Source organism: Glycocaulis abyssi, assembly GCF_041429775.1.
Lineage (GTDB): Bacteria > Pseudomonadota > Alphaproteobacteria > Caulobacterales > Maricaulaceae > Glycocaulis > Glycocaulis abyssi.
In genome coordinates this window covers 2,826,746-2,849,835 of the sequence record NZ_CP163421.1, presented here as the reverse complement: position 1 = coordinate 2,849,835, position 23,090 = coordinate 2,826,746, and the positions used below count along the sequence as shown (strand labels likewise).

Here is a 23,090-nt window from a genome sequence, read left to right as displayed (position 1 = left end):
TAATATCGGCACATCAAAATGGAGGCATTGGTGACGTGAGCAAGATTTCCGTGACGGCTACCGAGTTCCAGACCCGGGCCGGGCTTTATATTGAGCAGGCAGCGAAGAGCCCGGTCTTTATAACCAAACACAGACGAACAGCACGCGTACTTATCGATATCGATGAGTATGAACGCCTGAAAGCGCGCGACACCCGCCAGAACCATCTTACAGAAAGTCTGCCGAAGGCATGGGTCGAGGCTCTGGCGGACGCGGAGTACGGTGATGCAGATCCCGCGTTAGAAGCACTGTTGAAGACGGGTTCCGGTGAAGAAGCCTGAGCCGGTACCCGGCCTCGTCATCCGCTATGACTTTCTCTGGTCACACGAACGCGAGAAAGGGAGGAACGAAGGCAGCAAGGACCGGCCCTGCGTAGTGGTCGCCGCAATTATCCGGAGCGCCGACGGCAAGACCGAAGTTTTGCTGGTGCCTGTGACGCACAGCCCTCCAGCGGCGCAAACAGGCGCAATTCCCATACCCGCGGCCGTCAGCAAGCATCTCGGCCTGGATGACGGGCACAGCTATATTGTGACCGCAGAGGCGAACGCCGTCTCCTGGGATGACGCGGGGATAGTTCCGGCACGCCCCGGCGAGGCTTGGACATATGGCCGTCTTCCCAAAAGCCTGTTCGAAGCGATCCGTTCGGCCATGATGGAGCGGCTTCGCCAGCGCACGCTGAAATCGGCCAAGCGGCAAGGCTGACCTGCCCTCTAACCCTTGTTGCGCCTCAGCCTTCTCAAGCGCTTCCAGAAGCGTTTGCGCTCCGGGCGGGGCTGGGGTTTGAGATTGGCGACAAACTGCTCGGTGCAGGCGCGCCAGGAGTTCTGTTCGGCGAAGGCGCGCGCGTCCTCGCGGCTGAGCTCCAGCGCCTGCAGGCAGGCTTGCTTGAGATCGTTTGACACCACACCGGCCTTGGAGCCGGGGATGATATCGCGCGGCCCCGGCGCGATGAACGCCGCCACCGGCGTGCCGCAGGCCATCGCTTCCAGGATCACCAGCCCGAACGTGTCGGTGAAGCTGGGGAAGACGAACACATCGGCGTCGGCAAAATGGCGCGCCAGCTCCTCGCCGGACTTGCCGCCGGTAAAGTGCACGTTCCTGTACTTGCGTTTGAGCTCTTCCAGCTGCGGACCCGGACCGACGACGACCTTGGAGCCGGGCAGGTCGAGCTTGAGGAATGCCTCGATATTCTTCTCCACCGCCACCCGGCCGACATAGGCAAAGACCGGCTTTGGGAGGTCTTTATAGACACCGCCATCAATGCCCCGCAGGTCCGGGCGGAACTGGTCTGTGTCCACCCCGCGCGACCACGGGACAAGATTGTTGAAGCCGCGCTTTACAAGTCCCTGCCGCATGGTCTCGGTGGCGACCATGATGCCGTTACCCGCATTGTGAAAGCGGCGCATGAAGGCATAGCCCGCCGCCAGCGGAATGAAGGGGAAGCGCGCATGCACATATTCGGGAAACTGGGTGTGATAGCTGGTCGTGAAGGGCAGCTTCCATGACAGGCAGATGCGCCGGGCGACATGACCCAGCGTGCCTTCGGTGGAGATGTGAATGGCTTCCGGCTCGAAGGCGCGGAAACGCGCTTCAAGATCATCACGCGCGCCCAGCGCCAGCTTGATATCGGGATAGGTCGGCAAGGGAATCGTCTTGAAGCCAAGCCCCGGATGGATGACCTCCACCTCATGGCCCATGGCGCGGCATTCATCGACCGTGCGCGACAGCGTGCGCACCACACCATTGACCTGCGGCTCCCAGGCGTCTGTCACCAGCAGAATGCGCAAGGGCGTATTGTCCATTTACGGGCCTCTTTTCAACTGACCCGGACCATGCCTCAAAGACAGGTCCGGGTGCCGGGCCGGTGCTCATAACGCGTTTTTGCGGCCAAGCGAAGGGTAACAGTGTTGTGGTCTTGCCTGCCCGTTCCCGTTGTGGCCATGTCACCGCGAGCTTTGGCCCGAAAGACGGATTGACGATGAACACCGACACTGCCTCTGCCGCCGGCATCGACTGGGATAGCATTGATGCCCTGAAATTTGCGTCCGAGAGCGAGGCCGTGCGCGCGCTCAATGCACAGGCCGGGCTGGACGCGGCGGCACGCGCACGCGTCTCGGCAGCCGCCATCGATCTGGTCGAGCGGGCGCGCAACGCCAAGACCCGCACCGGGCTGATGGAATCCTTCCTGCAGGAGTTTGGCCTGTCCAACAAGGAAGGGCTCGCCCTGATGTGTCTGGCCGAAGCGCTCTTGCGCGTGCCGGACGCGAAAACCGCCGATGCGCTGATCGCCGAAAAGATCGGTTCGGGCGCATGGGCCGAGCACGCGTGGAAGTCGGAAAACTGGCTGGTCAATGCCTCGACGCTGGGCCTGATGCTCTCTGGCTCGCTGATGGATGTGGACCCGGCTGCGCGAAAGGATCCCGGCGCCTATTTCCGCAATATCGCAGGCCGGGTCGGTGAGCCGGTCATCCGCACCGCCACCCGCCAGGCCATGCGCATTCTGGGCGAGCAGTTCGTGCTGGGCCGCACGATTGGCGGCGCGATAAGGCGCGGCCATGCCTGGAAAGTGCCAGAGGGCCACCACCCGCTCTTCTCTTTCGACATGCTGGGCGAGGGCGCGCGCACACACACGGACGCCGCGCGCTATCACACCCGCTATCTCGACGCGATCGCCGCCGTCGCCAAGTCCCGCCAGGACGGGCCGGTGGAAGCGGTCGATGGCGTGTCGGTCAAGCTCTCCGCCCTGCATCCGCGCTATAATATCTTCAAGCTCGAAACGCTCTGGCGCGAGCTTTATCCCAAAGTGCTGGAGCAGGCTGAAGCGGCCAAGGCGGCCGATATCGGCTTCTGCCTGGACGCCGAGGAATCAGACCGTCTCGTCCTGCAGCTGATGATGCTGGAGCGTCTCGCCCACGAACCCTCTCTTGCGGGCTGGAATGGTCTGGGCCTGGCCCTGCAAGCCTACCAGAAGCGCGCACGCGCCGTGATCGCCAAACTGGCCGAGCTGGGCCGGTCCAGCGGGCGGCGTCTCATGGTGCGCCTCGTAAAGGGCGCCTACTGGGACACCGAAGTGAAATTCTCGCAGATGAATGGCTGGCCGGACTTTCCGGTCTGGACCACCAAATCGGCGACTGACCTCAACTATCTGGCCTGCGCGCGCGCCATGCTGGGTGAGCCGGACACGATCTACCCGCAGTTTGCGACCCATAACGCGCATTCCTTATGCGCGGTGCGCGAGATCGCCGCCGAGCTTGGCAATGAATCATACGAGTTCCAGCGCCTGCACGGCATGGGCGAGCCGCTTTATCTGGCCGCCGCCAGCGCCTTCGCGCTGCGCCCTGTGCGCGTCTACGCGCCTGTGGGCAGCCATGAAGACTTGCTGCCCTATCTGGTGCGCCGTCTGCTGGAGAACGGGGCCAACACCTCCTTCGTGCACTCCTTCCTCGATCCGGATGTTCCGGCTGCCGATGTGGCGCGCGGCCCCTTTGAGGGCGCCGACAGCATGGACCGCCATCCCTTCATTCCGGCCCCGCCCCGGCTTTACGGTCCCCACCGGGACAATTCGGCAGGGGTCGACCTTTCACAGAAAGGGGTACGCACCATGCTGGCAGACGCGCAAAACCATTTCGACAAGGCGATGCCCTATGCATGTGGCCCGATCATCTCCGGCAAGGTGAAAACAGGAAAGGCGCGCGAGCAGGCAAGCCCGGTCAATTCCTCCGTGATTGTGAGCAAAGTCGTGGAGGCCGACGAAGCCATGGTGGATGCCGCCTTCACGGCGGCCCACAAGGCGTTCGATGCCTGGGACCGTCAGGGCGGCGCCGCGCGGGCCATGATCTTGCGCAAAATCGCCGATGTGCTGGAGGCCGATACCGGCCGCTTCATGGCGATCCTGACGCGTGAAGGTGGCAAGACGCTTAATGACGGCGTGGCAGAAGTGCGCGAGGCGGTCGATTTCTTGCGCTATTACGCAGCCGAGGCCGAAACCAAGTTCAGCCATGCCGACCGCCTGCCCGGACCGGCAGGCGAAACCAACCATATGGAGCTGGCGGGCAAGGGTGTCTTTGCCTGCATCAGCCCGTGGAACTTCCCGCTGGCGATCTTCACCGGCCAGATTGCCGCTGCGCTGGCCGCCGGAAATACGGTCGTCGCGAAGCCCGCCGAGCAGACGCCTTTGGTAGCGTTCGAAACCATCAAACTCTTCCAGAAGGCGGGCCTGCCCAAAGACGTGGTCCAGCTGGTACCCGGCGATGGCAAGGTGGGCGCGCTGATGACGGGCCATCCGCTTCTGGCCGGGGTTGCCTTCACCGGCTCGACGGAAGTCGCGCGCATCATCAACCGCACGCTGGCATCGCGCGACGGGGCCATCCTGCCGCTGATAGCCGAAACGGGCGGGCTCAACGCCATGTTCGTCGACACGTCCGCCCTGAAAGAGCAGGTGGTGGATGATGTGATTCTCTCCGCCTTCGGTTCAGCCGGACAGCGCTGCTCCGCGCTTCGCATCATCTTCCTGCCACGCGAGACCTCCGACGGGCTGATCGAGGCGCTTAAAGGCGCGATGGATGCGCTGACCCTGGGCGATCCGGCCGATCCGGCGACCGATGTCGGCCCGGTCATTGATGACGAGGCGCTCGGCATGCTCACCGCCCATGAGAGCCGCATGGAGCGCGAAGCCACCATCCTGCACCGCGCGCCGCTGAGCGATGCGCTGAAAGCGCAAGGGCATTATTTCGCGCCCTTGCTGGTCGAACTGCCCTCGCTGGACGTGGCCGACCGCGAAGTATTCGGGCCGATCCTGCATGTGGTCCGTTACAAGCGCGCCGATCTGCCAAAGCTCGCCGCCCAGCTCGCAGGCAAGGGCTACGGGCTGACGCTGGGGGTGCATTCGCGTCTCCAGCGATTCCTTGATTCGGTTCGCGAGGCGGTTCCGGCGGGCAATACCTACGTGAATCGCAACATGACCGGCGCGGTCGTCGGCGTGCAGCCTTTCGGCGGTGAGGGCCTCTCCGGCACCGGGCCGAAAGCCGGGGGACCGCACTATCTCTACCGCTTCGCGGCAGAACGTGTGGTGACGATCAACATCGCGGCGCAGGGGGGCGATCCCGAACTGCTGAATCTGGGATAAGCGGCTGGCAGCGGCCAGCTGTGATTTCCACATTTAATCTCAGCAGGGCTATCGCCCCGAAAGCGTTAAAGAGTCCGGATACGGACACCGATGTGTTAGGAGTTTGTTTACCAAAAAGTTGGGCCGAAGCGTGTTTGGGCCGTTGACGCTGGCTGAGACCCTTAGCACTATATGTTGCGGTTTCCGGGGGAAGCCACACAGCATGTATAGGTTTTTGTTAAGGCGGCGCGCGTTTCCCTGCCCAGCGCCAAGGATTTTTGCGCCCTGCACGAAGGAGCGGTTTGGACCATGACGCCGTTTGACTCTAGCCCACTGTCCGGCACCGCAACACAGGGCCCCGTGCGCTCGCGGCGCGGCAAGCCCAAGGCCGTCACGCTGCGCCTCGTGGAGAGCGTGAAGACCGATCCGTCGCGCGACGCATTGCTCACCGATTTCGGCAAGAAAACGCTGGTCGACCGCTATCTCCTGCCCGGCGAAAGCTATCAGGACATGTTTGCGCGCGCGGCCAGCGCCTATGCCGACGATACGGCCCACGCGCAGCGCCTTTACGACTACATGTCGCGCCTCTGGTTCATGCCCGCCACGCCGGTCCTCTCCAATGGCGGGGCCGAGCGCGGCCTGCCGATTTCGTGCTTCCTCAACTCGGTTGGCGATTCGCTGGACGATATCGTCGCCACCTGGACGGAAAATGTGTGGCTGGCCTCCAATGGCGGCGGCATCGGCACCTATTGGGGCCATGTGCGCTCCATCGGCGAGAAGGTCGGCCAGAACGGGCAGACCTCCGGCATTATTCCCTTCGTGCGCGTGATGGATTCGCTGACCCTTGCGATTTCGCAAGGCTCGCTGCGCCGCGGTTCGGCCGCCGTCTATCTCGACGTCCACCACCCGGAAATCGAAGAGTTTCTGGAAATTCGCAAGCCTAGCGGCGATTTCAACCGCAAGAGCCTGAACCTGCATCACGGCCTGAACATCACTGACGAGTTCATGGTGGCCGTGCGCGAGGATGCCGATTTCCCGCTCATCTCGCCGAAATCCGGCGAAGTGGTGAAATCCATCTCCGCGCGCAAGCTGTGGCAGAAAATCCTGGAACTGCGCCTGCAGACCGGCGAGCCCTACATCATCTATTCCGACACGGTGAACAACGCCCTGCCCATGTTCCAGAAGAAGCTGGGCCTGAAAGTGCGCCAGTCCAATCTGTGCTCGGAAATCATGCTGCCGACGGGCGTCGACCATCTGGGCCGCGACCGCACCGCCGTGTGCTGCCTGTCCTCGGTCAACGCAGAGAAATTCCTCGAATGGAAGGACGATCCGCTCTTCATCGAGGATCTGTTCCGCTTCCTCGACAATGTGCTGCAGGACTTTATCGACCGTGCGCCCGACGAGATGGACCGCGCCACCTATTCGGCCTGGCGCGAGCGGTCTGTCGGCCTTGGCCTGATGGGCTTCCACTCCTTCCTGCAATCGCTCAACATTCCCTTTGAGTCCGCCATGGCGGCCAGCTGGAACCGCAAGCTGTTCAAGCATTTGCGTCAGGGCGCTGACCGGGCTTCGGTGAAGCTCGCCGAAGAGCGCGGGGCCTGCCCGGATGCGGCAGAAAGCGGCGTGAAGGCGCGCTTCTCCCACAAGCTGGCCATCGCGCCGACCGCCTCGATCTCGATCATTTGCGGCGGGACGAGCGCCGGCATCGAGCCGATCCCGGCCAATGTCTACACGCACAAGACGCTGTCAGGCTCGTTCACGGTGAAGAACCCGTATCTGGAAAAGCTGCTGGAAGACAAGGGCATCAACACGCCCGCGACCTGGAATTCGATCCTGGAGCATGAAGGCTCCGTCCAGCATCTCGACGCCCTCAGCCAGGACGAGAAGGACGTGTTCAAGACCGCGTTCGAACTGGACCAGCGCTGGGTGATCGAGCACGCCGCCGACCGCACGCCCTTTATCTGTCAGGCCCAGTCGCTGAACATCTTCCTGCCGGGCAATGTCGATAAATGGGACCTTCACATGCTGCACTGGACGGCGTGGGAGCGGGGCATCAAATCGCTCTATTACTGCCGCTCCAAATCCGTCCAGCGCACCGCCTTTGCCGGTACCGAAGGCAAGGACGACATGGAAAGCTCCATGCAGGCCGCTGCCAGGACCGAATACGAGGAATGCCTCGCCTGCCAGTAAGCACCTGTATTGCATAAGGGTTGGGAAAGGAGAGGCGTGCAGCCTCTCCTTTTTTCATTGCAAGGTTGTGGGCGTGTTCATACACAGTTAATCGCGCCTGAGCGATTCTGGCAGCGCGCCAGCAGGGAACATGTTAGATTATCGGGCGTATAAACAGGTGACGTAACCGGCACTGGGGAGCGCCAACGTGACCAATAGGACGAACACTGCAGGACAGTATGCTGCCGGGGCTAGCCGCCTCGCCGGCATTCTGGCGTGTGCAGGGTTCGCCATGGGACTGATATCGCCTGCTGCCAGCGCGCAGGACGCCCGCTCCGCTGACATGCGTACCATCATAATCGCCCCACTGCTTGAGGAATGGTCCGCCGGCCCGCTGCCCTCCATGCGCCTGTCCATGGAGCGCGAGGAAACCATCCCCGAAGCCCATTATGGCACGCGCGACGCATCATCGATTGCGGCGGCAGGCCTGTCTGTCCGCCATACCCACCCGTTCCAGCAGAGCTTTGGCGCTTTCCACGCGCCGCAGACCGTGATTGCGCGCACGGCCACGGGCAGCGAGCTGCGGGTCGCCATGTATGATGCCGAACAGTCCGGCTGGGTTAGGGCGGCACTGGCGCCGTCCGCCATCGACATGCCGGCCTGGCGGTTTTCCGCCAACCGCCCGCGCGGACGCGCCATGGCGCTGCGCTATGAGGGCCGTTTTGACAGCCAGGGCGGCGATGGCGAGCTGGATATGGGCCTGCGCCCGCGCGCCGGGTTCAGCTTTGGCGATGCCGGCTCGGCGACCGAGTTCGGCGCCACCGTACGGGTCGGCCAGTATGTCGGGGCCGAGCATCAGGCCAATGGCGGCTGGTGGTTCTTCGCCGGCGCCGACCGGCAGGCGCTGATCTATCGTCCGGGCGACACACGCTCCTTGCGTGAGACCTTCGCGCTCCAGCCCTATGCCATGGTCGGCGATCAGCAGGCGGGCCTGGCCATGAATGTGCAGGGTGTAGACCTCTCGCTGGCCTATGTGCGGCGCGAGACCAGCTGGTCCATGCCCACCCAGTCCTGGGACACGTCAGAGGACTTTGCCGCCTTCTCGCTGACCTGGCGCAGATAGAGTAGGGGTTAGAGACGCGTCAGCGCCGTCTCCAGATCGCGCCAGAGATCGTCCACATCCTCCAGCCCCACGGACAGGCGCACCAGCGAGTCGCTGATACCGGCATGGGCGCGCGCCTCCGGCGTCATCGCGGCATGGGTCATCAGGGCAGGAACCGAGACGAGGCTCTCCGCCCCGCCAAGCGATTGTGCCAGCGTGAACAGTTCCAGCCCCTCAAGGAAGGCACGCGGATCACCCTTCACCTCCAGGCTCAGAAGTGGTCCGAAAAGCCCGGCCTGCTGGCGCGCGGCCAGCCCATGGCCGGGATGGTCAGCAAGGCCCGGATAATCGATACGGATTACGCCCGCATGCCGGGCCAGCCGCCCCGCCAGCTCCAGCGCGGCCTCGGACTGCGCCTTTGCTCGCAGCGGCAGGGTGCGAAGTCCGCGGGTGGCCAGAAACGCATCAAACGGCCCAAGCCCGGTGCCAGACGCATTCAGCCACCAGGCGAGATTTTCCTGCAGCGCCGCTTCACGCACGCACACCACCCCGCCCACCATGTCGGAATGGCCATTGATGATCTTGGTCAGCGAACTCACCGAGATATCCGCCCCCAGCTCCAGCGGGCGCTGGATGGCCGGAGAGAGCACGGTATTGTCGACAGCGACGAGCGCGCCCGCCGCATGTCCCAGCGCGCTTGCCGCCTCGATATCGGTGATGCGCAGGCGCGGATTGGACGGGGTTTCCAGAAAGAGCAGCGCGGCACCCGGCGCAAGCGCGGTTTCCAGCGCGGCGAGGTCTGTCGCATCGGCATAGACGATCTCGAACCCGCGCTGGGGGCCGCGCGCATTGAACAGGCGCTGCGTGCCGCCATAGCAATCATGCGCCGCCACAACGCGTGCACCGGGGGGTAAGAGGTTCAGGACAAGATCAATCGCCGCCATGCCGGAGGCGGTGAGACAGGCCCCCGCGCCGCCTTCAAGACCGGCCACCGCCTCGGCCAGCAGGGCGCGCGTCGGCGCGTCGGTGCGCGCATAGTCGAACCGGCCGGGAACGCCCGGATCCTCGCGCACATAGGTCGCGGCGACATTGATCGGCGCGACGATGCCGCCATGGCCCGGATCGGCGTTGATCCCGGCGCGCGCGGCGCGGGTGGCAAGGCCCTCGCGCGTGCGGTCCCGGCTCATATCGCGTCCAGAAAGCGTGTCACGGCCTCCACCTCCTTTAAAAATGCATCATGGCCATAGACGCTGGATATGCGCACCAGCTGGGCGCCGCGAAGGGTGCTGGCCAGCGCCTCAATATCCGTCAGCGGCACCAGACGGTCCTCCTCCACCGCGAACAGCCGCAACGGCGCACGGATCGAAGCCGGATCGATCCGCACAGCATCCATGGAGCGCGATAGCGCCAGAAAGCGCTGCGGACTGGTATGGGCGGCATAGTCGGCTCCGCGCGCAGCCAGATAAGCCTCCACCCCGGCCGCATCCGGGGAACCGGCCTCAGGGTCGTCAAAGCGCGCCTTGAACTCGTCTGCCGTGCGATAGGTCGTCATGGCAAGGCGGCGCGCCAGATCGACCCCGCCCGCCCCGTCCCCGCGCGCGAGGCCAAATTCGACAATATCGCGCTGTATGGCGCGCAGCGCCGTCGTCATCGGGTGGGGGCGGTCCGCCGCACACAGCACATGCAGGCCCGTCACACGCTCCGGTGCCAGCGCCGCCAGCGCCAGCGCGATTCCGCCGCCATAGGAAGCCCCGACAATCTGGAAGGTCTCAAACCCGGCTGCGTCCGCCAGCGCCAGCAATGCCTCTGCCTGATCTTCCACGCGCGGAAACGGACCCACCTCATCTGCCAGAAAATCGAAGGCCAGAAGCTGATGACGCAGCGGGTCGAGCGCCAGGCCCGGCCCGGCAATGCCCGGCCACCAGCTTTGCCTTTCGGCATGATCGCCCAATAGGTGGCGGTGGGCGGAAATCCCGCCGAGCACGATGATGCCCGGCGCCCGGGCGGGTCCGTAGACACGCGCGCGCGCATTCACGAAGGCGCCGGAGGACAGTTCCAGAGCGGTGATATGGTCGTTTATGGGAAAGGGACAGGCTGGCTCAGTTGCCCCCTCCCCCGCCTCTGCGGCAAGCACGGCCTCCGGCATCAGCCGTGTTCCGCGACCAGACGCGCAATATCCCCGGCCATGCTGGCCGCCGTCGGCGCGCCGCCAGCCCCCTTGCCGGTGAGGATGACGCCCGGCGCATCTTTCAGCGCGATGACCACGCCATTGCCCTCGCGCTCCACGCGGTAGAACACGCTGTCGGCGCTGACCGTCTCAAGACGCACGGCCGCGTGCACACCGCCCCCTGAACGCGCCAGACGCCCGACCTGACGGATACGCAAACCCTCACGCGCCGCCTTGGCGGCAAGACCGGGTGCCAGATCGCTGATGGACTGGCGGGCGACTGTCTGAAGATCAAGATCGACCCCCCAGGCTGTACGGGCCGCCAGCACGAGCTTCGCCGCCGCATCGTCACCATCGAGATCGGCGCTGGGATCAGCTTCGGCAAAGCCGGCCTCCTGCGCGGCGCGCACGGCATCGTCCAGCGCCTCGCCTTTGGACAGCCGGTCGAGCACGAAATTCGAGGTGCCGTTGAACACGCCCTTCATGGTGGTGATCTCGCGGCCGCGGGCACCCAGCGCGTTGATGGTTTCAAGCACGGGCACCCCGCCGCCTACAGCGGCACTATAGAGAAAACCACGGCGCTTTCTGGCCGCCTCGTGCTCCAGATCGGGGCGGCGCGCGATGACGGCCTTGTTGGCCGACACCACATGTGCGCCCGCTTCAACCGCGCGCTCCAGCGCCGTCTCGGCCGCCGCGCAGCCCGGCAGGGCATCAATCACCAGATCGGGTGCAAGGTCCAGCGCCGCGTCCAGACTATCGAGCACGCGCACCGGACCTTTGCCCAGATCACGCCAGCGGCTCACCGCGATGGCTTCAATCGCCACGCCTTGCGGCAGGCGGGCGCGAAGCGCGCTGCCGACCGTGCCGCAGCCCAGCAATACCGCGCGCATGGGCCGGCTGCGTACGGTTACGGGAGACACAAAGCTCGGTGCGTAATCCAGCGGGGCCATGGCAGTATCACTTTCCTGTCGCGCGGGGTGTGCGGAAAGGCAAATGCAAGAGCGCCGATGGCAAAGAGATGCAGGACTATTGCGGTCACGCCCGTCCGGGCGGCGTCATCTTGTCCTGCCTCGCTTTAGCTGCATTTGTTCCGCGCCCGCAAGCTGAAGCTCAAATCGGCGCAAGATCAGGACATAAAGATATCCTTATATCCTGTCAAGCGGGCATGTGCGCACTGCGCAGACTAGCTGGCGTGGCAGGCTTTAGCCGCTAGTCTGGCCGCCATGCGCACCACCCGTCTTCTTGCCCTTGCGGGCCTTGCCACCCTTCTTTCGGGCTGCATGTCCGTGCCAACGCCGATGAGCGACCCGCGTGAGCGCGGGCCGTTCATGCCGCAATCGCAAATGCCGCTCATGCCCAATATCGCCCGCATGGCGCCCAGCGAGGGATGTCAGGGCGAGCCCTTGAGCGCCGTCCATGCTCCTTTGCCCGAATACCCCGCGCGCGGCTGGGCCAGAGGCGAGCAGGGCTGGTCCATCGTCCAGTTCGACGTGGACGGGTCCGGCGCGGTGGAGAATGTACGCATTGCGCAAGGCGTGCCGGGCCGATTCTTTGACCGCGAGGCACACCGCGCGGTGGAACAATGGCAGTTCGCGCCCCTCTCCGAAGGCGCGCACCTGACCGGCTGCACGGTGATGTTCGAGTTTGTACTCGGACAGGTGCGCATACGCTGATAACGTCTCCTCGCCTGCGGATTCACCTTCCGTTAAAGTGGTGATTCGACCGGCCGCACTGACACGCAATGGCCACGTGTCTGTTTGCCGTGGCCGCGCAGTGAAGGGGGCATGCCATGATGGCCACCGAGCCGGCTCAGCTGGCAACGTTGATCGTTACCGGCGGCGCGGTGGGTTTCGCCGTGGCGACCGCCCTGTGGGCGTGGCGGCTGACCGAGGGGGTGCGCGCCGCAAGGTCTCACTGGCAAAAGCGCGTCGCCTGGCTGGAAGACCGGCTATCGCGGGCAGACAGCGTGTTCGGCGCCCATCCCGGCCTTGTTCTGGTCTGGGAAACGCCGCCCGACCCTGACGCCACTGGCTGGTCCTCTCCGCGTGTTTATGGTTCGCCCACCGCCCTTGCCTCTCTGGTCCAGTTTGCCGATCTGGGTTCGGGCGTGATGAACGAGCCTGATCCCGCCACCGCCCTTCTGGACGGTATTGCCGACTATGAGGCGCGCTCGGCGGGCGGCATGGAAACCACGCTGCGCCAGCGCATGGGCGATCTGATGCGCGAGGGCAAACCCTTCTCGCTCACCGTGTCCGGCCCGTCAGGCCGCTTTATCGAGGCCGATGGCCGCCCGGCGGGGTCCCAGCTCGTCCTGTGGATCGCCGACGCCACCATTCGCGGACTGGAAGAGTCCGGTGCGCGCGGACGGCTGGAAGAGGCCCGCTCGGTCGTGGCTGACGATCCGCTGGCCTTCCTCGACATGCTGGGCAAGGCGCCCTTCCCCTCCTGGCGCATCAGCGCATCCGGGCGGCTGCACTGGGTCAATCCGGCCTATGTGGAGGCCGTTGAGGGCAAGAGCGCAGCCGACGTTATCGACCGCCAGCTATTGCTGGAGCCGGGCCTGCCTGCCCAGGCCGGAGAGGCGCTCAAAGCCAGCGCACCCGTCGCCCATATACGCGGCGCGGTCATCAAGGGCGAACGCCGGGCGCTGGACGTGGTGGTGTTTCCCATCTCTGGCGGCGTGGCGGGCGCAGCCTTTGACATTACGCGCGGCGAAGAGGCGCGCGCGGCGCTCAAACGCTTCCGCGAGGCCCATGACGAGACGCTCAACCACATGGCCGAGGCGGTGGCGATCTTTGACCGCACCAAGCAGCTCATCTTCTATAACCGCGCCTTTGCCCGCCTGTTCTCGCTGGAAGAGGCGGTGCTCAATGAGCGGCCCTCCCACGGCGCACTGCTGGACCGGTTGCGCGAGGACCAGCTTCTGCCCAACCCCGCCAATGCCGATTACAAGGGCTGGAAGGCGGGCGAACTGGCCTATTATGAGCGTCCGCCCGGCACCGAGACACCAGACGAGCTATGGCCCCTGCCCGATGGCCGCACCTTGCGTGTCGCCCGCCAGCGCCATCCGCTCGGCGGCGTGCTGCTGATTTTCGAAGACATGACCGACCAGCTCGCCCTGCAGGCGCGCTACAACACCCTTATCAAGGTGCAGCGCGCCACGCTGGACCGGCTGCACGAGGCGGTCGCGGTGTTCGGCCCGGAAGGCGAGCTGCAGCTGCATAATCTGGCGTTCGAGACGCTGTGGAAGCTGGATTCCGCTGCGCTGGAAGGGGCTGATTTCACGGCGATTGCCGAGACATGCCACGCCCTCCACCCCGACAAGGAATCGTGGGCGACGCTGAAAGCGCGCATCACCGATACCTCGCCAGATTCGCGCACCGCCAAGACCGGCGAGATACGCCGCGCCGATGGCTCGGTGCTCACCTGGCTCAGCCGTCCGCTGCCCGATGGCGCAACCCTGATCGCGTGGGACAACATCACCGATACCCGCCGCGTGGAAGACGCGCTGCGCGATCGCGCCGAGGCGCTGGAAGCCTCTGAAAAGATCAAGACCGGCTTTGTCGGCCATGTCAGCTATCAGCTGCGTACGCCGCTGACCACGATTGGCGGCTATGCTGACCTGCTCGCAGGCGGATTCGCCGGTGAGCTTGGGCCGCGGCAGAAAGACCCCGTCGCCGCCATCCAGACCGCCTCGGCCCAGCTGGCCAAGCTGATCGACGATATTCTCGATATTGCTGCCATCGATGCCGGGCAGCTGGAGCTGGATCTGGGCGATACGCGCCTCGATGCGCTGGCCAGCGACGCGGCCGAGCTGGTCATGCCGCGCGCCGAACACGCCGGGATCAAGCTGAGCATCAAGACCGGCAAGGCCGAAGAGCCGGTGCGCGCCGATGGCGGACGCCTCAAACAGGTGCTCTACAACCTGCTCACCAACGCGCTCGACCATGTTGACCAGGGCGGCAAGATCGAGATCGGGGCCGAGATCAAGGGCGGCGATGCGCGCCTGTGGGTCTCCGATAATGGCGCCGGTATCGACAAGGACAAGCAGGCAAGCGTGTTCGAACGCTTTGAACGCGGCCAGTCCAACCGCGCCGGTGCCGGCCTCGGCCTCGCGCTGGTGAAGGAAATCGTGCGCCTGCATGGCGGCTGGGTGGAGCTGGACTCCACGCCCGGACGCGGCACGAAAGTGACCTGCCATCTGCCGGTCAACGCGCCGCTGGACCATGCCGCGCCGGAGCTGGACCTTGCCAGCGCCCGCAAGGAGCGCAGCAAGGGCTGATCAGTTCAGGGCCTCAGCCACCATGTCTGGATGGCGGGCAATCACCTGCACATAGGCAATCGCGAAATCGGGCGCGGTAACGCGCGTCTGCTCCCAGTCACGCAAGGTACCAACCGGCACGCGAAAGCGCTGGGCGAACTCGGCCTGCGACAGGCCGAGACTATTGCGCGTCTGGCGGATGAGCCGGGCGCGCTGCCCCCGCTTCATGCCCTCGGCAGAGACGGCAAAATCCTCGTCATCCATGGGATCAGCCGGCAGAATGATAGGCTCTTTCTTCACCGGAATTGCTCCTGCCTTCCCCGGAGCATACGGAAATTCCGCACCCGAGGAAAGCCAGCTCCCTAAACCCGCAGCTCCCCGCTTTCGATGGCGGCGCGGATCTCGGCGGTCAGCGGCACATAGGCTTTCTGTTCAGGGTGATCGATATAGAGCGGTTCGGAGATTTTCGCCGGATCCCACCCTTCCGCGACCAGATCGGTCTTTTTCAGCTTGAACGTGCCGGTGGTGTGCTCTGACGGGTCTTCCTGGTGCAGGCGCAGGAAGAGCGGACGCGCATAGGCGGGCAGCTCTTTCGTCACATGCGCATGGACGGTGGCAAGATCGAAATCCTTGTTCACCACCAGAGCGGCCATGCCGGCCTTGCCGGGATAATCAGCCACCGGCACGCCATAGATATTGGCCTGCACGATGCCCGGTGCCATGCCCATGATCTCGGCCACCTCGGAGGTCGCGACATTCTCAGATTTCCAGCGGAAAGTGTCGCCCACCCGGTCGATGAAGTAGAAATAGCCTTGCGCGTCGCGCTTCATCAGATCGCCGGTGCGGAAATACAGATCGCCCTTCTTGAACACGTCGCGCAGAAGCTTCTTCTCGGTCGCTTCCTTGTCGCCATAGCCGTCAAAGCGGTAGCGCGCATCATCGGGGCGTATCTCGCCAATGGCCTCGCCCACCTCGTCCGGCCCGCACGGAATGCAGCGCCCCTTGGCGTTACGCACCGGCGCTTCTGAATCGAGATCGAACTTCACCAGAGCCGAGTTGAACCGGCTTTTCAGATAGGGCGGCACGCGGCCAATGGAGCCTGGCTTGGAATCGAGATTGAGGAAGCTGACATTGCCTTCCGTCGCGCCATAGAACTCCATGATGCGCTTGATGCCGGAGCGCTCCACAAAGCGCGGCCAGACATCGGGGCGCAGCCCGTTGCCGATGGCGATGCGTATCTTGTGCTTCTTCTCCTCCGGCACCGGTTCTGCGGCCACCAGAAAGCGGCACAGCTCGCCGACATACATGAACATGGTCGCGCCATGCTCGGCAGCGTCCTTCCAGAAGGCGCTGGCGGAAAACTTGCGGCGCACGATCAGCGCCCCGCCCTTGGAGAGCGCGCAGCCCACACCGCAAAGCCCGCCAGTGGCGTGATAGAGCGGCAGCACCATCATCATGCGGTCTTTCGGCGAGGCGTTGGACGCCACGGCAAAGCCCTGCAGATAGTAGAGCGAGCGCGTATGGGCGACGATCGCCGCCTTGGGCAGGCCGGTCGTGCCGGAGGTGTACATTTTCAGGCACGGGTCTTTGGCCAGCAGGTGCTCGCGGTGCTCGCGGCCCGGGCGCACATCCGAGACGGCGGCAAGCGCACCGGACAGATCCTGCCCGCCGGGTACCGATGTGGCATCGCCGTCGAAAACCCAGGGCGTGATGGCCCCGATGGCCTCGGCGGAGGCGGCATAGGCGGCGCTCAGTTCACCCTCGATAATGGCGTGGGCGGCCTCGGCGATATTCACCCCGTGGGCGAGCGCCTTGCCCGTCACCTGATTGTTCAGGAGGGCAGCGATCACGCCCACTTTCGACAGGCCATACCAGAAGGCGATGTATTCCCAGCGATTGCCCATATAGAGCGCAACCGTGTCGCCGGGCTTGATGCCGCTGGCCAGCGCCCAGTTGGCGACCCTGTTCGCAAACGCATCAAACGCGCCATAGCTGATCGTGGAACCGTCTTCCAGGATGAAGGCGGGGCGGGTCTTGTGCGCGTCGACATTGCGCTCGATCAGATCAGGCGTGAGATCGGTCGAATCCGGGGTAATGGACTTGAGCGTCTTCAGGAGCCGGATCAGCTCCTTGGTATAGAAAACTTCACGCCGGATCGCGCTGAAAAAACCCATCTCGTCTGATCTCCCGCTAGCCGCCTCTTGCCGGGCGAAACGACGACAGTAATTGGCGCGGGATGCGGGTCAAGGCGAAGGCGTGTGCGCCGTGCTGCGCAGCGCAGCAAATGCAGCAGAAACTGTAATCGCCCCTACTGTCATAAAATAAAAACATGCATGCATCCCTGTGCCAGCAGGTTAATCCGTAAATTCGGTGGGGAATTAGACGGGGAGTATATGATTGTCGGAGGAATATGGGGCCCGGCGTGAGGGGACGCCAGGCAGGTGGGGGCCAGCGCTGCGGGCTTTGAGGCTGCGCAGCAATATGAAGCAGGAGGATGCGGCGAGCCGGTTACGGGTCAGCCAGTCCTATATCTCACGGCTGGAGAACGGGGTGATCGAGCCGTCACCGGATATCGTCTCGCGCCTGCGCGAATTGCTGCATAATCCGGTTCACCGCCCCCTGGTGGACCAGCTGCGCGCCATTGTACGCCATTCGCCGCATGCGGTGGCGCTGCTGGCGTGCGAGAATGACCGGGTGAGCGTGGTCGAGGCGAGCGCCCGCTTTCACAATGCCGGACCGCCTTTTGCCGCCTATTCGCCGAGCATGGAGATATCCGATCTGCTGGGCAAGGCCGTGTCGGACATTGTCGGCGAAGTCCTCGCATGCGGCGCATTCGAGGGTGAAGTCGCCTGCATGGAGCGGGTCTGGCACGCGCCGGTCAAGAACGAAATGCGCTATTTTCACTCGGTGCAGACCCCGGTCTTTACCGGCTTCGAATGGCTGGTGCATTCAGCGACCGCCGCCATGAGCGCCGCCGGGTATGAAGCCTTCCTGACCCGGAATGGCGGACCGGCGCTTGTGCACCATTTCTGACCGGACCGGCCCATCCACCCCCGTGAAACACAGGGCAACCGCATGAATTTATTTATGCATGGGGGCCGGCCCGATAATTTATCACCGGTTAACCATGCGGCCCAAACCTCGCCTGTGACGCGAAAAATCGCGCACGCCGGGGAGGCAATCATGGACGCAGGATTTATTGACAGCAGGACCGGGTTCCTGGCGCTGGACGACGCACGCCGGGCCACTTTGCGCGCAATGGCGCCGCAGATCACAGCGGCTCTGCCGGGCGCATTGGACCGGTTCTACGAAGTCATTTCGGACAATCGCGAAACCGCGCAGCATTTCCGCGACACATCACACCAGGCCAGCGCCCGCGACCGCCAGATGGCGCACTGGAAGGGCATTCTGGAGGCCCGCTTTGACGATCATTACGCGCAGGCCGTGCGCCGGATCGGCCTGGCCCACAGCCGGCTCGGCCTGTCTCCGCGCTACTATATCGGCGGCTACGCCCATCTCGCCGCCGACCTGATAAAGGCGGCCGTCAACAGCGCAATGGGCAAGCTGCCCTTTGCCAGAGGCCGCGCCGACGACCAGATCGACGCGCTGGTTCGCGCCATCTTTCTGGATCTCGAACTGGTCATATCGATCTATCTGGAAGAGACCGAGGCAGAGGCGCGGCGCACGCGCGAGGCGCTGGCATCCGAACTGGAAACTGGTGTCGCGGCCATGGCCGACAGGCTGGCCGGGGCCAGCGCGGAGCTCGATCACGCAGCCTCGACCGTTCTTGAGGCCGTTGAAGCCACCCGCGGCGAAGCGACCAGCGCAGCATCGGGCGCAGAACAGGCGGTTGCAAACGTCAAATCGGTGGCCGCAGCCTCCAGCCAGATCGGCGCAGCATCCGGCGAGATCGCCAAGCAGGCGGGTGGCCAGGTTCGCATAGCGACCGATGCGGTTGAGAAGGCCGCCGAGGCAGCCACCCAGATCACCGAGCTGGATGAGGCCGCCCGCCAGATAGGCAGCGTCGTCGGCCTGATCCGCGATGTCGCCGAGCAGACCAATCTGCTGGCGCTTAACGCCACGATAGAGGCAGCCCGCGCGGGCGAGGCCGGCAAGGGGTTTGCGGTCGTTGCCTCGGAGGTGAAATCGCTCGCCGAACAGACCGCCAAGGCAACGGCAGAGATCAGTGGGCGCATCGAAACCATACAAAGCGCTACCGGCGCCGCCGTCGCGGTCGTCAGCGATATCCGCAAGGTGATCGATGAGGTGAGCGAAGCGGCCGCAGCCATCGGCGCGGCCGTAGAAGAACAGTCCGCTGCGACCGGCGAGATCACCCGCAATGCCGATCAGGCCGCTTCGGGCAATCAGGCCGTGGCCATCTCCATCGCGTCGGTGGAGACCCAGATCGGGTCAGCGGCCGAGGCCGCGCAATCGGTATCGCAAGGCTCGGCAGCCATCCGCGGTCATTCCGGCGCAATCAACGATCAGATCGCAAGTTTCCTGCAGAAGATAAGGGCCGGATAGCCGCCCATCCACAAGGACCCCATCTCATGTTCCTTACCCGTCTCGTCTATCACAGCGTGGCCGATTTTGCTGACAGTTCGGGAAGCGCATCCGACGAGATGGGGCGCATACTATCGGCGGGGCTAAGGAACAACCCGCCCCACGGGCTGACGGGCGTGCTGGCGGTGGATGGCGACCGCTTCCTGCAGGTGATGGAGGGCTCGCGCAGCGCGGTCTCCTCGACCTTCCGGCGCATCGCCGCCGACGGCGCCCATCGCGCGCTGGAGATCGTGTTCTGCGGGGAGGTGGACCAGCGCTGTTTTGCCGACTGGTCCGTTGCGGTGCTGCGCGAAGAGACCCTGCCGGCCGCAGAGGGCCGGGCGGTGGACTATGACCACATCACCGCCGACGGCCTCGTCGAACGCGCAAGGCGGATACGCGAGACGGGGCTGATCGCGCGGCGCGAAACCCTCAACGCCGATTGAGCATGACGCAAACCGAACGAAAGCGGCAGGACAGGTCCGTCCGCCGCGCTGAAAACGTCGCTGTCGCGCCAGGACTGCGGGTTCACGGGCCCCGTCCGCCCGGTTCGGGCGTTTGAGCGGCCACAGACACCGCTCAGGGCGAACAAAGCTTGTTCGACTGGCAAGATTGGGCGAGCATGGCGTCAGACGGCAGGCCATTTGGGGAATGCCGGGCGAAAAATGTGGGAGATCCTGTCATGCGCCTGGCGCTAGCGGCGGCTGCGGCCGCGTTCCTGTCGATCCCTGTGCAGACCGGCCCTGTCCAGGCGGCCGAATTGCCTGAAGAGGCCCGCGTCCATGCTCGCGCCTTGGCCGAGGCGGGGCTGGAAAGTGATCTGGCCTACCGGCTGACCGAATCGCTGACCACTGAAATCGGGCCGCGCCTGGCGGGCACACCACAGGAGGCGCGTGCGCGCGACTGGGCTGTGGAGATGTTCAATGAGCTGGGCTTTGAAAATGTCCGGGTCGAGGACTTCCCGATGGATTTATGGACGCGCGGCTATTCCATCTTCGAGGAAGTGGCGATCACCCATCCCTTCCCGCAGGAGCTCTACGCCACCTCGCTGGGCGGCGCGGCGGCCACGCCGGAAGGCGGTATCGAGGCCGAGATCGTGTTCTTTGACAGCTTTGATGACCTGCTGGAATTCGACGGCGCGAACGATGCGCTGGAGGGCAAGCTGGTCTTCGTCAATGACCGCATGACGGCTGCCCGCACCGGCGAGGGTTATGGCTGGGCCAACCGCAAGCGGACTCTGGGTTGGATCGAGGCGGAAAACCGTGGCGCGGCGGGTCTGCTGATCCGGTCGGTGGGCACGTCCTCGCACCGCTTCGCCCATACAGGCATGATGAGCTTTCCCGCCGAGCGTCTTCCCGGCATTCCTGCGCTCGCGGTCTCGGCGCCGGACGCTGACCAGATCGAGCGCATCCACGCCATGGGCGAGACGATGCGCGTGGCGCTGCGCACCCATGCCGGCTGGCGCGGCGAGGTGACCAGCGGCAATGTCATCGCCGAAATAGTGGGCGCCGAGGCACCTGAGGAGATCGTCATCATCGGCGCCCATCTCGACAGCTGGGATAACGGCACCGGCGCACTGGACGACGGGGCCGGCGTGGGCATCGTCACCGCCGCGGCCAGGCTGATCATGGATGCGGGCGTGCGCCCGCGCCGGACCATCCGCGTGGTGCTGTTCGGGGCCGAGGAAGTCGGGCTGGTCGGCGCGCGCGCCTACGCCCGCGCCCGAATGGAGGACGGCACGGTGGACCAGCATGTCATCGGCTCGGAATCCGATTTCGGCGCCCGCAATGTCTGGCGCCTGTCCTCGGGCGTCGGCGAGCATGCGGTGGGCTTCTTTGACGCCATGCACGAGGAGTTGGAGTTCCTCGGCATAGAGCGCGGCGGCAATTCTTCAGGCGGCGGGCCGGACATGATCCCGCTGGCGGCGATGGGCGTGCCCATGGCGCGACTGGACCAGGACGGGACGGATTATTTCGAGTTCCACCACACGCCCAATGACACGTTCGACAAGATCGTGCCCGAGGAAATGGCCCAGAATGTCGCCGCCTGGGCGATGTTCACCTGGTTCCTGGCCGATAGCGACGTGGATTTCCGCGCGCGTCCCGAAGCGGGAGACGCCGAAGAGGGCGAACCGGCGCAATAATTTTTCTGCCGGAAACCCGATCCTGCGCCATCCCGGCCTAAATCCCGCGCCGCCAGCGCCCGGTTCGAGGGATCGGTCAGCCATTAGGCTGGCGCGAACCCTCGCAGGCATCCGAGGAGAAATCAATCAGGCACCCGGCAATGCTGGCCTGCCGCTCTACCAGCGGGCCGCTTCCGCGCTGGAGCCGCTATCACCTTCATCGCCCAGCGACATCTCGTGCCACATGGCGTTCAGGATGGCGAAGGAGCAGGCGAGGCCGAGACCCAATACCCAGGCAAAATACCACATGGTTCAAACTCCTTTGATGGCGGGAACCAACGTGCCGGTTGCAAACGGCAGGGTTGGTTCCGGCATTGTTGTTTGTCGCTTTTTCGAACCGCAAAACCGGTGCCCACTTTTGCTGAAAAAGCTCTAGTAATAATCGCCGCCGCTGGTCACGTCCTCGGTCGTCACCCGTCCCCACATCACCTTGAAGGCCCACGAGGTGTAGGCGAGGATGATGGGCAGGAAGATCGCGGTCGTGATCAGCATGATGAACAGGGTGAGATGGCTTGATGAGCTGTTCCACACTGTCAGGCTGGCATTGGGCTGAATGCTTGATGGCAGGATGAAGGGGAACATGGACAGCCCCGCCGTCGAGATGATCCCGAAGGTGGAAAGCTTCGAGCCGATAAAGGTCACCGCTTCCGAATTCATCTTCAGGCCCGCCAGCGCCGCAAACGCCCCGCCAAAGCCCAGTACCGGCGCCAGTATCATCCAGGGATGAGCCGCGTAATTGGACAGCCACGCGCCCGCCGCCGCCACCGTTTCGGTGCGCAAGGGATTGGACGGGCCTGCCGGGTCCACATCGCCCACTTGGGTAAAGCCATAGGGGCCATAAGCCATGACCAGCCCGCCCCCGGCAAAGAGCACGATCGAGGCAATGGCGAAGATGGGCGCGAAGGTCCGCGCGCGGTCCCGCACCGGGCCATATTCGGCCTTCATCGACAGCCAGGCCGCGCCATGCAGGCCCATCATCGTCACCGAGAGCAGCCCGCACAGGATCGCGAACGGATTGAGAAGGTCGAAGAAGGAGCCGTCCCAGAAGGCGCGCAAATCCTCATCCAGCCGGAAGGGCAGACCCACCAGCACATTGCCGACCGCCACGCCGAAGAGGAGCGCGGGCACAAAGCCGCCGGTAAACAGCGCCCAGTCCCACATCGCCCGCCAGCGCTTGTCTTCCCGCTTGGAGCGGTATTTGAAGCCGACGGGGCGCAATATCAGCGCGGCCAGCAGCACGAACATCGCCAGGTAAAGCCCGGAGAACGAGACCGCATAGACCAGCGGCCAGGCGGCAAAGATCGCCCCGCCACCCAGAATGAACCAGACCTGGTTGCCTTCCCAGGTCGGCCCGACCGTGTTGATCGCAACCCGGCGTTCAGCATCGGTCTTGGCCACGAAGGGCAACAGGCCCGCCACGCCAAAGTCAAACCCGTCCGTGGCGGCAAAGCCGATCAGGAGGACACCCAGCAAGCCCCACCACAGGACGCGCAAGGTTTCATATGAAATCGGGATTTCCATCTT

Annotated in this window: 19 protein-coding genes; 11 read left to right on the top strand and 8 right to left on the bottom strand. The window is 64.5% G+C overall.

Going from position 1 to position 23,090, the window contains the following annotated elements; all coding sequences use genetic code 11:
• Nucleotides 1-35 precede the first annotated feature (35 nt).
• Nucleotides 36-320, top strand: coding sequence for a type II toxin-antitoxin system prevent-host-death family antitoxin (locus tag AB6B38_RS13810; protein WP_371393512.1), 285 nt, complete (start codon nucleotides 36-38; stop codon nucleotides 318-320).
• The gene (locus AB6B38_RS13805) at nucleotides 307-741 is read left to right on the top strand and encodes a hypothetical protein (RefSeq protein WP_371393510.1); all 435 of its coding nucleotides are present in this window, start codon (nucleotides 307-309) and stop codon (nucleotides 739-741) included. Before AB6B38_RS13810 ends, AB6B38_RS13805 begins: the two co-directional genes overlap by 14 nt.
• Before the next feature lie 8 nt (nucleotides 742-749).
• Here the strand turns inward: AB6B38_RS13805 and AB6B38_RS13800 are convergent, their stop codons facing one another.
• Entirely contained in the window at nucleotides 750-1,826 is a 1,077-nt protein-coding gene (locus AB6B38_RS13800; protein ID WP_371395109.1) for a glycosyltransferase family 4 protein, read from the bottom strand.
• A 191-nt stretch (nucleotides 1,827-2,017) separates the two neighbouring features.
• Between AB6B38_RS13800 and putA the strand changes: the two genes are divergently transcribed.
• The 3 genes from putA to AB6B38_RS13785 all read left to right on the top strand — a co-directional run bounded on the left by putA (nucleotide 2,018) and on the right by AB6B38_RS13785 (nucleotide 8,435).
• Nucleotides 2,018-5,164, top strand: coding sequence for a bifunctional proline dehydrogenase/L-glutamate gamma-semialdehyde dehydrogenase PutA (putA, locus tag AB6B38_RS13795; RefSeq protein WP_371393509.1), 3,147 nt, complete (start codon nucleotides 2,018-2,020; stop codon nucleotides 5,162-5,164).
• A 288-nt stretch (nucleotides 5,165-5,452) separates the two neighbouring features.
• Complete coding sequence (locus tag AB6B38_RS13790) at nucleotides 5,453-7,333, top strand: ribonucleoside-diphosphate reductase subunit alpha (RefSeq protein WP_371393507.1); 1,881 nt, start codon at nucleotides 5,453-5,455, stop codon at nucleotides 7,331-7,333.
• Between the two features lie 187 nt (nucleotides 7,334-7,520).
• Nucleotides 7,521-8,435, top strand: coding sequence for a lipid A-modifier LpxR family protein (locus AB6B38_RS13785; protein WP_371393506.1), 915 nt, complete (start codon nucleotides 7,521-7,523; stop codon nucleotides 8,433-8,435).
• A gap of 8 nt (nucleotides 8,436-8,443) precedes the next feature.
• Here the strand turns inward: AB6B38_RS13785 and AB6B38_RS13780 are convergent, their stop codons facing one another.
• Genes AB6B38_RS13780 through AB6B38_RS13770 form a run of 3 tightly spaced genes read right to left on the bottom strand, consistent with a single transcriptional unit; the run spans nucleotide 8,444 to nucleotide 11,531 of the window.
• Nucleotides 8,444-9,601: a PLP-dependent aspartate aminotransferase family protein gene (locus AB6B38_RS13780; RefSeq protein WP_371393504.1), complete on the bottom strand. Its 1,158-nt coding sequence runs from the start codon at nucleotides 9,599-9,601 to the stop codon at nucleotides 8,444-8,446.
• Nucleotides 9,598-10,560, bottom strand: a complete 963-nt coding sequence (locus AB6B38_RS13775; RefSeq protein ID WP_371393503.1) for a homoserine O-succinyltransferase — start codon at nucleotides 10,558-10,560, stop codon at nucleotides 9,598-9,600. Before AB6B38_RS13775 ends, AB6B38_RS13780 begins: the two co-directional genes overlap by 4 nt.
• A complete protein-coding gene (locus tag AB6B38_RS13770; protein WP_371393502.1) occupies nucleotides 10,560-11,531 on the bottom strand; it encodes a homoserine dehydrogenase in 972 nt (323 codons plus the stop codon). The genes AB6B38_RS13775 and AB6B38_RS13770 overlap by 1 nt, the downstream gene beginning before the upstream one ends.
• Nucleotides 11,532-11,804: 273 nt before the next feature.
• Between AB6B38_RS13770 and AB6B38_RS13765 the strand changes: the two genes are divergently transcribed.
• Both AB6B38_RS13765 and AB6B38_RS13760 read left to right on the top strand, forming a co-directional pair.
• On the top strand, nucleotides 11,805-12,254 hold the full coding sequence (locus tag AB6B38_RS13765; protein ID WP_371393501.1) for an energy transducer TonB: 450 nt from the start codon (nucleotides 11,805-11,807) through the stop codon (nucleotides 12,252-12,254).
• A 116-nt stretch (nucleotides 12,255-12,370) separates the two neighbouring features.
• On the top strand, nucleotides 12,371-14,863 hold the full coding sequence (locus AB6B38_RS13760; RefSeq protein ID WP_371393500.1) for an ATP-binding protein: 2,493 nt from the start codon (nucleotides 12,371-12,373) through the stop codon (nucleotides 14,861-14,863).
• On the opposite strand, the gene AB6B38_RS13755 is transcribed toward AB6B38_RS13760, so the two are convergent.
• Both AB6B38_RS13755 and AB6B38_RS13750 read right to left on the bottom strand, forming a co-directional pair.
• Nucleotides 14,864-15,142: a helix-turn-helix domain-containing protein gene (locus AB6B38_RS13755; protein WP_371393499.1), complete on the bottom strand. Its 279-nt coding sequence runs from the start codon at nucleotides 15,140-15,142 to the stop codon at nucleotides 14,864-14,866.
• A gap of 62 nt (nucleotides 15,143-15,204) precedes the next feature.
• Nucleotides 15,205-17,016, bottom strand: a complete 1,812-nt coding sequence (locus AB6B38_RS13750; protein WP_371393497.1) for a long-chain-acyl-CoA synthetase — start codon at nucleotides 17,014-17,016, stop codon at nucleotides 15,205-15,207.
• A gap of 223 nt (nucleotides 17,017-17,239) precedes the next feature.
• On the opposite strand from AB6B38_RS13750, the gene AB6B38_RS13745 reads away from it, so the two are divergent.
• The 4 genes from AB6B38_RS13745 to AB6B38_RS13730 all read left to right on the top strand — a co-directional run bounded on the left by AB6B38_RS13745 (nucleotide 17,240) and on the right by AB6B38_RS13730 (nucleotide 21,527).
• Nucleotides 17,240-17,875, top strand: coding sequence for a helix-turn-helix domain-containing protein (locus AB6B38_RS13745; protein WP_371393496.1), 636 nt, complete (start codon nucleotides 17,240-17,242; stop codon nucleotides 17,873-17,875).
• Nucleotides 17,876-18,025: 150 nt separating this feature from the next.
• On the top strand, nucleotides 18,026-19,366 hold the full coding sequence (locus tag AB6B38_RS13740) for a protoglobin domain-containing protein (RefSeq protein WP_371393495.1): 1,341 nt from the start codon (nucleotides 18,026-18,028) through the stop codon (nucleotides 19,364-19,366).
• 26 nt (nucleotides 19,367-19,392) lie between these two features.
• The gene (locus tag AB6B38_RS13735) at nucleotides 19,393-19,830 is read left to right on the top strand and encodes a BLUF domain-containing protein (protein ID WP_371393494.1); all 438 of its coding nucleotides are present in this window, start codon (nucleotides 19,393-19,395) and stop codon (nucleotides 19,828-19,830) included.
• Nucleotides 19,831-20,066: 236 nt separating this feature from the next.
• Nucleotides 20,067-21,527, top strand: coding sequence for a M20/M25/M40 family metallo-hydrolase (locus tag AB6B38_RS13730; RefSeq protein ID WP_371393493.1), 1,461 nt, complete (start codon nucleotides 20,067-20,069; stop codon nucleotides 21,525-21,527).
• A gap of 156 nt (nucleotides 21,528-21,683) precedes the next feature.
• Here AB6B38_RS13730 and cydX read toward each other — a convergent pair whose 3' ends face one another.
• On the bottom strand, nucleotides 21,684-21,815 hold the full coding sequence (gene cydX, locus AB6B38_RS13725; protein WP_371393491.1) for a cytochrome bd-I oxidase subunit CydX: 132 nt from the start codon (nucleotides 21,813-21,815) through the stop codon (nucleotides 21,684-21,686).
• A gap of 123 nt (nucleotides 21,816-21,938) precedes the next feature.
• On the bottom strand, nucleotides 21,939-23,087 hold the full coding sequence (gene cydB / locus AB6B38_RS13720; protein ID WP_371393489.1) for a cytochrome d ubiquinol oxidase subunit II: 1,149 nt from the start codon (nucleotides 23,085-23,087) through the stop codon (nucleotides 21,939-21,941).
• Nucleotides 23,088-23,090: the final 3 nt, after the last annotated feature.

Coding starts and splice junctions, on each gene's coding strand:
- cydB (WP_371393489.1), bottom strand. CDS start 23,087: ATGGAAATCCCGATTTCATATGAAACCTTGCGCGTCCTGTGGTGGGGC.
- AB6B38_RS13735 (WP_371393494.1), top strand. CDS start 19,393: ATGTTCCTTACCCGTCTCGTCTATCACAGCGTGGCCGATTTTGCTGAC.
- AB6B38_RS13740 (WP_371393495.1), top strand. CDS start 18,026: ATGGACGCAGGATTTATTGACAGCAGGACCGGGTTCCTGGCGCTGGAC.
- AB6B38_RS13775 (WP_371393503.1), bottom strand. CDS start 10,560: ATGCCGGAGGCCGTGCTTGCCGCAGAGGCGGGGGAGGGGGCAACTGAG.
- AB6B38_RS13730 (WP_371393493.1), top strand. CDS start 20,067: ATGCGCCTGGCGCTAGCGGCGGCTGCGGCCGCGTTCCTGTCGATCCCT.
- AB6B38_RS13760 (WP_371393500.1), top strand. CDS start 12,371: ATGATGGCCACCGAGCCGGCTCAGCTGGCAACGTTGATCGTTACCGGC.
- AB6B38_RS13750 (WP_371393497.1), bottom strand. CDS start 17,016: ATGGGTTTTTTCAGCGCGATCCGGCGTGAAGTTTTCTATACCAAGGAG.
- cydX (WP_371393491.1), bottom strand. CDS start 21,815: ATGTGGTATTTTGCCTGGGTATTGGGTCTCGGCCTCGCCTGCTCCTTC.
- AB6B38_RS13770 (WP_371393502.1), bottom strand. CDS start 11,531: ATGGCCCCGCTGGATTACGCACCGAGCTTTGTGTCTCCCGTAACCGTA.
- putA (WP_371393509.1), top strand. CDS start 2,018: ATGAACACCGACACTGCCTCTGCCGCCGGCATCGACTGGGATAGCATT.
- AB6B38_RS13790 (WP_371393507.1), top strand. CDS start 5,453: ATGACGCCGTTTGACTCTAGCCCACTGTCCGGCACCGCAACACAGGGC.
- AB6B38_RS13765 (WP_371393501.1), top strand. CDS start 11,805: ATGCGCACCACCCGTCTTCTTGCCCTTGCGGGCCTTGCCACCCTTCTT.
- AB6B38_RS13780 (WP_371393504.1), bottom strand. CDS start 9,601: ATGAGCCGGGACCGCACGCGCGAGGGCCTTGCCACCCGCGCCGCGCGC.